This is a genomic window from Microcoleus sp. B7-D4, assembly GCF_036705125.1.
Classification (GTDB): Bacteria; Cyanobacteriota; Cyanobacteriia; order Cyanobacteriales; family Microcoleaceae; genus Microcoleus.
Map to the genome: position 1 here is coordinate 44,039 of NZ_JAUBTT010000017.1, position 13,227 is coordinate 57,265.

General features: G+C 46.5%; 7 protein-coding genes. 4 read left to right on the top strand and 3 right to left on the bottom strand.

Annotation, left to right across the window (positions count from 1 at the left end):
* The coding region (locus tag QUB12_RS09235) for a S8 family serine peptidase (RefSeq protein ID WP_333142185.1) at positions 1 to 2,420 on the bottom strand (2,420 nt) is incomplete at its 3' end.
* Positions 2,421 to 3,211: 791 nt separating this feature from the next.
* Between QUB12_RS09235 and QUB12_RS09240 the strand changes: the two genes are divergently transcribed.
* Positions 3,212 to 6,025, top strand: a complete 2,814-nt coding sequence (locus tag QUB12_RS09240) for a chloride channel protein (protein WP_333306496.1) — start codon at positions 3,212 to 3,214, stop codon at positions 6,023 to 6,025.
* Between the two features lie 332 nt (positions 6,026 to 6,357).
* Here QUB12_RS09240 and QUB12_RS09245 read toward each other — a convergent pair whose 3' ends face one another.
* Positions 6,358 to 7,869, bottom strand: a complete 1,512-nt coding sequence (locus QUB12_RS09245; protein WP_333142188.1) for an FAD-dependent oxidoreductase — start codon at positions 7,867 to 7,869, stop codon at positions 6,358 to 6,360.
* Positions 7,870 to 7,970: 101 nt separating this feature from the next.
* On the opposite strand from QUB12_RS09245, the gene QUB12_RS09250 reads away from it, so the two are divergent.
* On the top strand, positions 7,971 to 8,819 hold the full coding sequence (locus tag QUB12_RS09250) for an ABC transporter permease (RefSeq protein WP_333142189.1): 849 nt from the start codon (positions 7,971 to 7,973) through the stop codon (positions 8,817 to 8,819).
* A 145-nt stretch (positions 8,820 to 8,964) separates the two neighbouring features.
* Here QUB12_RS09250 and QUB12_RS09255 read toward each other — a convergent pair whose 3' ends face one another.
* Positions 8,965 to 11,025 carry a dynamin family protein gene (locus QUB12_RS09255; protein WP_333142190.1) on the bottom strand — a complete coding sequence of 687 codons (2,061 nt, stop codon included), beginning with the start codon at positions 11,023 to 11,025 and terminating at the stop codon, positions 8,965 to 8,967.
* Between the two features lie 94 nt (positions 11,026 to 11,119).
* Between QUB12_RS09255 and QUB12_RS09260 the strand changes: the two genes are divergently transcribed.
* Both QUB12_RS09260 and QUB12_RS09265 read left to right on the top strand, forming a co-directional pair.
* The gene (locus QUB12_RS09260) at positions 11,120 to 11,977 is read left to right on the top strand and encodes an ABC transporter permease (RefSeq protein WP_333107567.1); all 858 of its coding nucleotides are present in this window, start codon (positions 11,120 to 11,122) and stop codon (positions 11,975 to 11,977) included.
* Positions 11,978 to 12,028: 51 nt separating this feature from the next.
* Positions 12,029 to 13,087 (top strand): spermidine/putrescine ABC transporter substrate-binding protein, encoded by a 1,059-nt coding sequence (locus QUB12_RS09265; RefSeq protein ID WP_333142191.1) that lies wholly within the window; start codon positions 12,029 to 12,031, stop codon positions 13,085 to 13,087.
* Positions 13,088 to 13,227 lie beyond the last annotated feature (140 nt).

Genomic DNA, 13,227 nt, shown 5'->3' on the forward strand with positions numbered 1-13,227 from the left:
GGAGTTGTCGGAGTTGTCGGAGTTGTCGGAGTTGTCGGAGTTGTCGGAGTTGTCGGAGTTGTCGGAGTTGTCGGAGTTGTCGGAGTGAAAACCGAGGGAATGACACTACGAGGCAGGTTGCCGACGTTTTGGAAGTCGCCGCTCTCAGGCAAGTAAAAGTCTTCAATGGTCAAATCAAGTCTTGATTCTAGCTTGCCGTCGGCGTTGAGGTCGATCAGCAAATTGTTACCTATTCTGTCCATCCCGTTCTGCCCGTCTGCGGGGAGGGTGTTTGTCAGGGTGGCGTTGTTGAGGATTAAATTATTGGCGACACCACCAATATTTTTAATTTTGCTGCCTCTGGCTGTCCTGGCATCGAGGATGTAAGTAGTGTCTCCCGTGCTTCCCACTAGGGAGTCGCTACCGGGGATGAGGGTGTCGTCGCCATCAAAGCTGAAGCCGATGAGGGTGTCGCCGCTACCGGAGGCGACGAGGGTGTCGTTGCCGCGGCCGCCCCAGAGGGTGTTGGCTACTTCGTTGCCGACTATTGAGTCATCTCCTGCGCCAGCAAAGGCATTTTCGATGATGCTGCCGTCGGCGATGGTGAGGGTTTGAGCAACGAGTTTGTCGCCTGTAACTGTGCGGCCTGGTAGCCTACTTTCTCCTTTGGGCGCTAGGTCGATAATAACGTTGTCAGTGATGGCGGCAACGTTGATGATGTCGTTGCCTTTGTTTTCGGGGTCGGTGAGAGTTGCGCGATTGCTCTGATTTGGTTCTTTAATGGTACTCGCGAACTCGTTGGTATAGATGTAGGTGTTGTCGTCAATTAACTCGTCGCCGTACAGCCGTAAAGTTGCGCCTTTGAGTACGCCGGTATTTTTGCCGCTGGTGTCATTTTGACCGGTATTTTGGGGGTCGTTTTTATCGCTATTATCGGAAATGTTCAGCGTCCAATCGCCAAGGCCGGTTTCTCCCCAGTGGCGGGCGCTGCTGAAGGTGTAGTTAACGGTTGTGCCTTTGAAACCGTTGTCTTCTATTTTAGGGGCCTTGGTGTAGTAAGGGACACGATCGAGAATTATACTCTCGGTCTTATCGGGAGATGTCAGCTTGACTACTAAGTCTTGAAATTGACCGTGCTCGATATCCAAATCTAGTTCGATTTTGTCGATGTTGATGCCTGAACCGAACTTGAATATTCCAGTAATACCTTTGGAATCATTGTTGGGAATGTTTAACGGTGTTTTCTGATTTTCTGGCAGGGTCAAATTGGCAAGTTGAGATTCCTCAGTTTCCGCAGTTGCTGCTTTATCTTTGGCAGGTCCAGATCGAAATTGCCAAGTTTCAGCCAAACGCACTGCTGCTGTGGCATCGACTAATCCGAAGCCGTAGTCGTGATTGACGTGGAGCCCGCCGCCGTTCCAGTTTTTAGCGCCGTTAAATTTCCACGTGTCTTTACCGATGATTTGGTCAGCCTTGTCGTTATTCGGGTCATTTTTGCGGGCGGAGTAAGCGAGAATTTCCTGAACATCGCGGTAGCCGAGTTTGGGATTGGCTTGCAGGATTAAGGCTGCAACGCCGGAAACCATTGGCGCCGCTGCTGACGTGCCGTTAAACTGGTGGGTGTAGTTAATATTTTGAAAATTCGGCTCTTCCTCTGGGTTTTCGCCCTTCTCGCCCATACGATCGACGGTAGCGATACTGGCGGGTCGGTCGCCGAAGGCTGAGACTAAGAGTGGTGCACCCGGATTGCTGTATGGGGCAACAACTCCTTTATTGTCGATCGCTGCTACACCAATTACATAGCGGCTGTTCTCGTAATTGCCTGAGTTGAGATTTCTCCCCCGCTTTCCTGCTCCTTGCAGAGTGTCGTCTGGGTTAACGTGTTCACGCTCGTTTCCCCCGGACCAGGCAAATACTGTGCCCAACCCCCCGCGGCCGTTAGTGACTGCGTTTTCGATCGCTTTGCCGGGAGCGGGGTTCTCTTGGAAATTGCCGTCAATCAATTGAAAGTGGGTGTCACCACCCCAGCTATTGTTGGAAACGTCGAAATCTACTTGGCTTTGCAGGCTAGCGGTATCAGTGTTCTTCTGGAAACTCTTGATGCTCGCTACTCCGTAAGCAACGCCGACGGTGCCGACTTTATTTCTTTTTGCTGCAATAATGCCAGCTACAGGGGTGCCATGATTATTATTATCTGTCGCGTTCAAACCTGTGGCTGGTGGCAGGTCTTCGTGCTGAAGATCGACACCATCATCGACGACACCTACTTTGATGCCTTTGCCAGTATAGAACGGCCACAAAGGCAGTACATTCAGGTCAATACCGGGAGTGCCTGCGGCGGCAATATTATTTACTTTCTGTCCGGTGTTGAGCAGCCACCACTGATCTTGAAATAGGGGCTCTTTTTTTAAGTCTTTCAGCAATTCGGATGTATCAGTCATAACAAGGCTCTCTTGATAATTTTCTTAACTGCTTCTGAAAGCGATCGGGTCTGAGGAGAAGGCGATCGCATTTGCAATTAGATGAGATCGCCTTGTCCCCGCATCCCCCATAAGATAGATTTTATCCTATATCTGTGGCGATAGCTAAATTAATTCCCAGGAAATAAAATTTTCCTGTTACAGTTCACAAATATCCAACTGCATATAGAACCCAAGCGATCGCGGGTTGAGTTTCGCTATCTCTCTCTATTATCTCTGTCGGCGGCTGTTTGTAGAAGTCGGAAAAGTCGGATCTTCCAGTCGGATAAGTCGGAAAAGTCGGATCTTTGGCGATGAGAGCGGTTGAGGGTTGACTTTTGAGGGGTGTTGTGTAACAGGAATTGAATAGGGCAAAAGGGCGAAAGAATCCTCAGCAAAGTGAGTCTCAACAAATCAGGGAAGTAGTTCTTCCGTACTTGTTATGGTAAATGGACTGCTGTGAGATATTCGACTGCTAGGAGCGATCGCAAGATATCAAATGGGTTCTATAGTGCGTCTAAATCATTTGTAACAATATGTAGGGGTAGTGCTACCCCTACTCCCCGTGCCTACCCCTACCTTGGGGCAACCACGGGGGGATTGCCCCTACAAGAATTACACAAATGATTTAGGTTAGCTATATAAACCTATAGAATTAATCTGCGTTAATCTGCGTGAACCTCCGGTTAAAAATTAGTTATATTTTGCCAAGTCGAAGGATTTTTCGCTAAAGTGCGATCGAGCAGACAATTCTCAGGTCATCTACGCTATTTATGCCGTACATAACTATCCCTAAACAATTTAGGGAACCTTCCAGGGTCATCAAATCTCAACTTTTTTTACGACCAAAACGCCTAGCCATTTTTGAAGCTTGTCTGATCGGTTTAATTTCAGGACTCGCGGGGGTTTTGCTAAAGTCAGGAGTCGGATGGCTGGGCAGTTGGCGAGTTGCTACCTCGACATTAATCCCAGCTTGGATATTACTGCCCGCCGTCGGTTTATTCGGCGGGTTGCTGACAGGTTTCTTGGTTGAGCGTTTTGCTCCCGAAACTGCCGGCAGCGGCATTCCTCACGTCAAAGCTGCTCTCGGCGGCGTCAATCTTTCCTTAGATTTGCGAGTAGCTGTCGCCAAACTTCTGACGACTATTTTAGCAGTTGGTTCCGGTTTAACTTTAGGGAGGCAAGGCCCCACTGTGCAAATAGGAGCATCTTTGGCCGGCTGGATAGGTCACTTGATGCCTACTTCCCCAGACTACCGCCGACAATTGATTGCTTGCGGTGCTGCGGCAGGATTGGCTGCTGGTTTCAATGCTCCAATTGCAGGAGTTTTGTTTGTAGTTGAAGAACTCCTGCACGATGTTTCGGGATTGACTTTAGGGACTGCTATTATCGCTTCATTTATCGGTGCAGTTGTATCGCAGCTTTTGGGCGGTGATAGTTTAAATTTGAACCTTCGCGAGTACCAAAGCAGTTTTGAGGCTCAGGAAATTCCCTTCTACATAGTGCTAGGAATTTTAGCGGGATTGCTGGGAGCTTTGTTCACTAAAGGGATTATTGCTAGCTTGCAATTTAACAGGCGATCGCTCAAATTAGCTTTGCCCGTGCGAGTGGCTCTAGCTGGTATTATTTGCGGTTCAGTAATAGCTTTTCTCCCAGAAACTTTTCGCAACAATACGGGTTTGCGGGAGTTTCTGCTGACGGGTGAAGCAAGTGGCATAACGAGTTTAATTGCTTTTATAGCACACTTTTTTCTAACAATTATATCCGCTGCTTCTGGGGCTCCGGGAGGATTGTTTTCGCCTTCCCTAGTTATGGGTTCTGCACTCGGTCACATGGTGGGCATTGTGCAGGCAGATGTCCTGGGTATCGGTTCGCCAGTAACTTACGCTTTGGCGGGAATGGGAGCGTTTTTTTGCGCGGTTACTAGAGCGCCGATTACTGCGGTAGTAATTGTGTTTGAAATTACGGCGGATTTCAAATTAGTGCTGCCTTTGATGATCTGTTCTGTAGTTGCTTATTTAGTCGCGGAAAAGGTAGAAAGTGGCTCGCTGTACACTCGCCTTTTGGAGTTTAACGGCATTCAACTGACAAAGGCAAAAGCTGCGAGCAATACTTTGAGCGACTTGCACGCAGATGACGTGATGCAGCGCCGAGTTGAAACTCTTTCGAGTCTGCTGACTTTTGATGAAGTGATGCAGGCTTTTTCGCGATCGCACCACCGAGGATTTCCAGTAGTTGAAGATGGCAAATTAGTCGGAATTGTCAGTCAAACCGATTTGGCAAATGCCAGCGAGCGCAATTTGTCCGGCAACTCGCTGCTTAAAGAATTTATGACTGTACAGCCGATCGCAGTCAAAGCAAGGGATACTTTAAGCGAGGTATTGTACAGGCTCAACAACTACAATATCAGCCGTTTGCCAGTCGTAGAAGGTCGGCGTTTGGTGGGAATTATTACCCGCAGCGACATTATCCGAGTTGAATCCGATCGTCTCAGCGGAGAAACAACCCAGGGCCCGCATCCAGAACCTTCCTATGTTGTCTATCAAACCAGGGCTCCGCAAGTCGGAAACGGCCGCTTATTAGTGCCGCTTTCCAACCCCCAAACAGCACCCGCTTTGCTGAGGCTGGCGGCGGCGATCGCGCGCGATCGCAATTACGAATTAGAATGCCTGCAAATCATCATAGTACCGCGCAACAGTTCCCCCTCAGAAAGCGCAGTGCGGACAACCAAAAGCCGCCGCCTGCTACAACAAGCCGAGCGAATAATTCGCAATTGGAACTTGCCGGTACACACCCAAATACGGGTAGCTCACGACGTGCCTAACGCGATTTTGGAGACAATAAAGGAGCGACATATCGATTCAATTTTGATGGGCTGGCAAGGCGAATTTTCCACAAAAGGACGCATTTTTGGCGATGTGGTGGATACCGTAATTCGGCAAGCAGGCTGCGAGGTTATTTTGGTAAAGTGGAGCGAAAAACTATTAGCAACACGCAAGAAAAATGAGTTTTCTGCCACTTTCAGCGGGCGCAAATATGCGTCTATAGAATGGGAGTTAAATCCCGAAAAAGTTGACGGCGCAGATAATCCCGCATTGGCCATATCCTTAGATTCATCAGCGACTCCAGAGACTGAACTTTCCCCGCCGAATTCAGACATTCCAGGGCCAGAATTGGGACTGCACACGCTGATGGGCTTGCACCGCTGGTTGGTGCCTATTCGCGGCAGTTACAAGCAAGCTGCGGCTTTGCGGCTGCTACCTGCTTTGGTGGCTGCGAGTGCTGTACCGGAGATTAAATTGTGTCAGGTTCACCAGCCTTCTGTTGCAGAACCCGATCGCGGAGAATTAAAGCAAGCGGCGGAGTTTATCAAGCGCCGGGTTAGCTGTTCGATAATAGCGACTTCGGTTTGCGCTAAATCGGTTTCTGATGCTTTAATTGATTTGGCTCAGAACGATCAGTGCGATGCGATCGTCCTGGGAGCAAGCCGCGAAGGGCTGCTGAAGCAGGTGATTCACGGGAATATCCCGGAAGCTGTGGCGCGCGGGTGCGACTGTACAGTCATTTTAGTGCGATCGGCCTCTTAGCTAACCAGACGGGAATCCCCCTTCTTCCTGACATCTGTTAAATCTCACATCTTGCACCATTCTCAAGAACAGGCAAGATGCCTGTTCCACAAGAAAATTCACTCTTTGTGGAACAGGCATCTTGCCTGTTCATAAAAAGCTTATTGAGAATGGTGCAACATCTCAGTTAAATCTGACATCTTGCAGCAATATCAATAAGAGGATTTTTCGTGGGGTCGGGCGGGTTTATAGAACCTATTTGCAAGCTTTAAGGCTGTTGGCGAACCCGCCCCTACGGCTAATTGAAAATGGTGCAAGATATCTGTTAAATGCGTTGGCGAATTTCCTTCTTTTTATGGTAGCCAAAAATCGGGAATGAAAGTTTTAGTCAAAGTGCGAGTCAACTGATTAATCTTTCTCCCGATTTGAATGTGCGGTTCGTCAGCTTCCACGGGAATAATTGCCGCTTTGTTTCCGATTCCGAAACGCGAAATTACCAAATTTGCCGCCTCCAAACCCGTAACATAAGCCTTTTCCTGCGACCAAGAACCGTGGCGGGTCACAACCCAATCGCCGCTCATCAATACATTATCATAACTTGTTACCGCAGGCAACAAATACTGATAGCTGCCAGGGGCAAAATGCGTCACAGCCCGCGACAGCCGAATCGCGCTGCTGTCTATTACTTTTGCCTCCCGAAAAGCGGGGATGCAAGTCGCTAAATCCCGCTGAACTAAGGAAACAATTTCCTCATCTTTTAGGGGAATTAATTGATTTGCGTGATAAAAGTCAGCTTCGACAACTGTTCCCGGTTCGTCGCGAAATTCGTCGTGCAAAGCATTCAAATCAAAAAACGTCCAACCTGTAGTTGAACTAAATCCAAAACAGGCATTAGAAGGCAGCGGAATGTCAATTTTTCGGTCAAACCACAGGCGAACAGCTAACACGTCCACTGCACCCAAATTCATCGCGTCCCGAAACTCTTGGCGGCTTTGCAAAGCTGGGCTACTGCTGATAATTTTTTGCATTCCCGTGACGCCAACTGCAAAAATAACTGCATCTGCCTCGAAGGTTTCTTCGCCGCAAACAACGCCTGTGGCTCGGTTGTTGCTGTCAACTGTTAAATCAGTAACTCGCTGCTTTGTCAATACTTTTGCACCTAGTTTTTCAATGCGCTCCACCCACGGGCGAAATATTTTTTCTCCGACTGTTCCGCGACACCAAACTACATCAAAATCCGGTTGGTGTGCTAATATGAAATAATAAAGCATTCCCAAAGCTGCGGCGGCAGAACATTGTTCTCCTGGTGCAAATAAACCTACTAATAACATAGGCTCAAAAGCATCGCGGTACAGTCTTGCAGAAACGCCAAACTGTTTGAAGAGTTCGCGGGCTGTGACGCGATCGTACCTGCGCCAAGCTTCGTCGGAATTGTCGAAATCTAGGACGGCGTAGAGTAAGGGTAAGGCGGAAAGCCGATCGACTAATGGCAGCCTTTTAAATCTGGTGTAAAGAAAGGTTCCTAACGGTGTGGGAAGTCGAGGTTCGTCCTGAAAAATCGGCGATTCTACTTCCAATCCTGCAGGTGAATACTGACAAGAACGAGTCCAAGGCGTGAAGGGAGCGAGTCCTAATTCCTTGACTAGGGAAAAGATGTTTTTGTAGGGATACCAGAAGCCATGAATGCCTGCTTCTACGGAACGCCCGCCGGCAGTTTTCCACCCTGCAACTAAGCCACCCGGATAAGGGCCTGCTTCTAGGAGGGTGACATCATAGCCTTGCTGGGCTAGGTGATAGGTGGCGCCTAAACCGGCCCATCCTGCACCGACGACGGCTATTTTTGGGGTTGACGATTTTGCTGACATTGCGTACCTCTTGATAATTTATTAATGATGACATAATTCATAAAATGCGGATTTGATATAAAATGTGTTGAATTATGTGCTAAATTTGGCTTGAGTGAATAATGAGTGTCAAAAACCGCCAGCAAACTAACCTGTTGCTGCTCTTATTTCCCGGTACCGCATGGCTGATGGTTTTCTTCATTTTGCCGGTGATAATTGTACTGTTGTACAGTTTCTTAGAGCGCGGTACTTACGGCGGCGTTACTTGGATATTTACTCTTAGCAACTACCAGCGTTTGTTCAGTGGACTTTTCTTAGGAGTAATTGGGCGATCGCTCTGGCTGGCTTTTCTAACAACTGCCGCTTGCTTGTTAGTTGGCTATCCCCTGGCATTCTTCATCGCCACCCGTTCTCCTCGCTGGCGAAATGCTTTGCTTTTGCTGGTAATTATTCCATTTTGGACTAACTTTTTAGTGAGAACCTACGCCTGGATCATACTCCTGCGTAGCGAAGGAGTAGTTAACACAGCCCTGCAAAGCTTGCAAATTATTAGCGAACCGTTAAATTTGCTTTTTACGCCTTTCGCTGTGGCGATCGGTCTTATTTACGGCTATTTACCTTTCATGGTTCTGCCTTTATATTCTAGCATAGAACGCTTCAATTTTTCATTGGTAGAAGCCGCTCAAGATTTAGGGGCAAATGATATTCGCACTTTCTGGCGCGTATTTTTACCATTAACAACTCGCGGTATTGTTGCAGGATCGATTTTAGTTTTTGTTCCCGCAGTCGGCGCTTTCATCACACCGGATATATTGGGCGGATCTAAAACAGTTATGGTGGGAAATTTGATTCAAAATCAGTTTATGAAAGCCCGCGACTGGCCTTTTGGATCGGCGCTTTCTATGCTGTTGACGGTAATCATATTGATTCCGGTGTTAATTTACTTCCGCGTGTCTGACGAAACTCAATAGTAAGGTGCGAAATGGGCATCTTAAGCTGTTGGGCATCTAAATTGTATTTTTTGGGCGGGCGAGACGCCCAACCCCTACTCCCCACAAGACTTTTCTTAAATTTGACTCTACAATTTAAATGCACTTCAGCTTACTTGGATTTTAGCTAAAGAAATCCACCTACCAACTCAATTTGCTGCAATTGAGACAAAATATCGGCTTCCAAGTCTTTCAGACGTTTAGTTTCAGCTTGGATGTCAATTTCTCGCGATTGTTTTTGAGCGAGCAAACTATCTAACTCGGCTTTGCGAGAATTGATATCAGCATTCACGCGATCGCACACCTGTTCTTCGTAAGTCTCAAAACATTTCCTGACTGCTTCATAAATATATTGCGACTGTTCTTCAGCAATTTGTGGCAGATATTTGACAAACTCTGTCTTAGTCGCAGAAATGAACTGTTGGCGAACATACTCCGCTTGCAATGCTACAACACCTGTAACTACCAGAATTCCACCCAAAACAGAAAGAGTTAAAGAGGCAAAAACTACACCGATAATATTTAGCACCAGCGTCACCATGACACAAGCCAAGACACTCTGCCAAAACATATTGAAAGAATGGATACCTCTGTTGAGGTTGTCGGGAATCGAGGAAAACATATCTATTGCCACCTCAGCCCAAGTCGAGTTTTCTTCATGCTTGTAGCTATGCCCGACGGCGTAGAATCGATAGCCTAACAGCTTCTTATTCATAGCCTCTACTACTCGTTCATATTCAATTCGAGAATCGGCTGCTTTTTCCTCGAGTTCAGAGAAAGCAGAGGCTATCTTCTGTTTGGCAATGAATTCCCAAGCAGCGAGGCGATCGTTCATATATCGCTCGAAAGCACGTTTGAATGAGGTATAGAACATTGCCCGGTTGTTTTTGTCGAGAAATTGCATGAAATCTAAATCGGGCTGAGTGCTTAAAAAATCCTTTTCAAAGGTGTTCTCTAAATCCAGGATATAGGTACGGAAAGAATCGCCTATTTCTTGGGAAGTTCGCTCGCGAACAGTTCTAATTTCTTGCTGGAATTTATTACCAATTTCAGACAAAATTGCGAAGTCCGACTGAATCGAATCAATTTTCTGTTTCAATTGATCGACAGTTTCATCTAACAAAGGAATGCGGCGGGAGATTGCTGCTTGAAAGCGATTGCAAGCTTGAAGGGCGATCGCTCTTGCTTGTTCCCGTTCAGCAGCAGCTCGTTCCCCAGTCAGAAAATGATTGAGAGCCGCCAGAAACTCGACAAAGCCAGTGCCTTCTAAAGTAGCTTCTGAGTTTTTCAAACGACTACGCAAGGCATTGAGAGCAGAAATCTCAAAAACTCGATCCTGATAAATATCCCGGCCCCGATCCTGACAATATTCACTCAGATTAGTCTGGAAAACTCGACGCAGTTTGTCCTCGGCTACTTGCAGTGCCTCAGTGTCTTCTGGATCGACAAGTCCCTCTCGAATTCTATCCCAAGAATTGACTATGAAGAAGATAGTTAAACCTCGGTCTTTCAGGTAATTCTGGAGATAGCGACGTTCCTCCAATGTGCAAGGTTGAGACGCACTCAACACAAAAAGTATGGCGTGACAGTTGTAGATATAGTCGAGAGTAAGCTGGTTTCGCGCTTCCGTATCATTCAGTCCCGGGCTGTCCACAAATTCGATACCTTTGGCTAGCAGCGGTAGCGGATGTTCTACCACCGCATGACTGATATCTGGAAAAGCTAGCTCTTTGCCCCGCTCTAGAATTTTTGCTTCTTCTGGATCAATTGTATAGCGCTGCTTAAACTGCTGAAAATCTATTTCCTCTGGTTGTTTGCTATCGTTATAGTAAATCGTCGCTTTCTCTGCTGTACCGTATTTCAGCACTGTTAACAAAGCAGTACAGGGAGTGACATCACTGGGCAGTAAATTCTGCCCTAGCAAAGCATTGAGAAATGTACTTTTTCCCCGCTTCATATCCCCTAATACTAAAAACCGAAAGACTCCTTGGCGCAAATTTTCACTTTGCTGGATGAGACGTTCAATCTCTTTAGAGAGTCCTAGTTTTCCCGATGTATTTTCTGCTTGTGATTCAGCTAGGGTGAGATTTTGGGCGAGATCCTCCAACAAAGCTGCTATCTCGTTGCGAACTCTGACAAGGCGATCCAAGCTATGGAGCCAACCAGCCGCTTTTTCTTGACTGCTCATGGGTCTTCCCTCGAGTAAGGTCTAATTCGATCTTATCACCTTGACAGATCTAAATTTAGGGTAAGATGCGCTAATGACTAATGACTAATGACTAATGACTAAAACAAAACTAGATTTACTCGTGCGGGCGATCGGCAAAAAGTGGCTTTGGGTACAAGCTGCACTAGCATTTGCCTTTCTTTACTTGCCAATTCTCATCTTAATTATTTACTCCTTTAACGCCTCTAGATTCAATGCCGTTTGGCGTGGCTTTACCCTTGACTGGTACCGCAGTTTGTTTAGCAATGCAGGCGCGACGATTGCTACGAGTAGCAGCGCCGGAATCTTGACTGCACTCAACAACAGCTTGCTAATTGCAGCTATTTCGACTGTGTTAGCGACAATTTTTGGTACAATGCTCGCGCTAGCACTGGAACGCTTTCATTTCCCAGGGCGCAAAGCAGTAGAAGCTTTACTGTTTTTGCCTATTATTATGCCCGAAATTACGATCGGCATTTCGCTGCTAGTTTTCTTTACCCTAGTATTTCGGATCGTAGAAAATCTCACGGGAATTCGCCTCAATCTCGGCTTACCTACCGTAATTATCGGTCACATTGTCTTTAATATTTCCTTTGTGACTATTACTGTCAGGGCGCGTTTGGCGGAACTAGATCCTCAATTAGAACAAGCAGCTTTTGACTTAGGCGCTAACGAATGGCGGGCGTTTTGGCGCATCACTCTCCCTCTGATTTGGCCCGCAATTTTCAGCGCTGCACTGCTGGCTTTTACTCTGTCCCTGGACGATTTTGTCGTGACATTTTTTACCACAGGTGTCGGTTCGATGACGCTGCCATTATTTGTTTATGGCATGATAAAATTTGCAGTTACGCCAGCGATTAATGCCATTTCAACTTTGATGTTGTTGGCTTCCTTGTTGCTGGTTGTATCATCGTTAAAAGTTCAGAAAAGTTAAAAAAATTGCTTTCTGTGTCATAATTATTGTCGTCTGCAACTAACACAACCTATGAAACGCCTGCTGACTTTCCTACTTTTGTTTGTGATGAGCGCAACGGTGGCTTTCGGCTGTAGCCCCACAGGTGGCAACCAACAAGTGCTCAGCATTTACAATTATGCCAGTTATATAGCCCCAGAAGCGATCGCCCAATTCGAGAAAGAGAACAATGTTAAAATTCAATACGACACTTTCGAGAACAGCGACGCACTCTATGCCAAACTCAAACAGGGAAACCCCGGTTACGACTTAATATTTCCCGCCGATTACATGGTGAAAATCATGATCGCAGAAAATCTAATTGAGCCGCTGAATTTAAACAATATTCCCAACCAAAAGAACCTAGAACCTAAGTTTATCAATCAAGCTTTTGACCCTGGTAATAAATATTCCTTGCCCTACCAGTGGGGAACGATGGGAATTGGCTACAACGCGAAAATAATCCAGGGAGAAATTAACAGTTGGGCGGCGATGTTCGACCCAAAATATACCGGAAAAGTCGCGTGGCAAGACGATGCCCGATACACATTTGCAGGAGTTTTAATGTATTTAGGATTTGATCCAAATACCACCAATCCCGAAGAAATTAACAAAGCCCGCGATTTGCTGATTAAAAGTAAAAATATCATTGCAGCTTTTGTCCCCGACACCGGGCAAAATATGCTAGATCAAGGAGAAGTAAATTTGACAATGGAATGGAGTGGCGATATTTTCCAAGTGATGACAGAGAATCCTAATATCCGTTACGCTATTCCCAAAGAAGGAACAATCATTTTTTCTGACAACATGGCAATTCCCAAAGGTGCGCCCCAGAAAGAGTTAGCGGAAAAATTTATTAACTTTATTTTGCACCCAGAAGTCGGCGCCCAAATTTCCAATTTTACCCACTTCGGATCGCCCAACAAAGCAGCAATTGATCAAGGTTTAATCGACCCGAAAGATTTTAAAAATCCTCAAATTTACCCGTCGGCTGAGGTGTTTGCCAAAATGAAATTATTACAGGATGTCGGGAAAGCAACTGCATTGTACGATCGAGCTTGGACGGAAGTTAAAGCCGGGGCCGGAAAGTAGATATAACACAGGTTTGTGCCGGGGCGGGTTTACTTAAATTTTAAGTTTGCATTGGAGTTGCACCATCGTCAAGAACGGGCAAGATGCCCGTTCCACAAAACTTAATTTTATTGTGGAACGGGCATCTTGCCCGTTCCTAA

Bases quoted from the DNA above. Each gene is read 5' to 3' on its own strand.
- QUB12_RS09260 (WP_333107567.1), top strand. From the start codon at position 11,120: ATGACTAAAACAAAACTAGATTTACTCGTGCGGGCGATCGGCAAAAAG.
- QUB12_RS09245 (WP_333142188.1), bottom strand. From the start codon at position 7,869: ATGTCAGCAAAATCGTCAACCCCAAAAATAGCCGTCGTCGGTGCAGGA.
- QUB12_RS09240 (WP_333306496.1), top strand. From the start codon at position 3,212: ATGCCGTACATAACTATCCCTAAACAATTTAGGGAACCTTCCAGGGTC.
- QUB12_RS09255 (WP_333142190.1), bottom strand. From the start codon at position 11,025: ATGAGCAGTCAAGAAAAAGCGGCTGGTTGGCTCCATAGCTTGGATCGC.
- QUB12_RS09250 (WP_333142189.1), top strand. From the start codon at position 7,971: ATGAGTGTCAAAAACCGCCAGCAAACTAACCTGTTGCTGCTCTTATTT.
- QUB12_RS09265 (WP_333142191.1), top strand. From the start codon at position 12,029: ATGAAACGCCTGCTGACTTTCCTACTTTTGTTTGTGATGAGCGCAACG.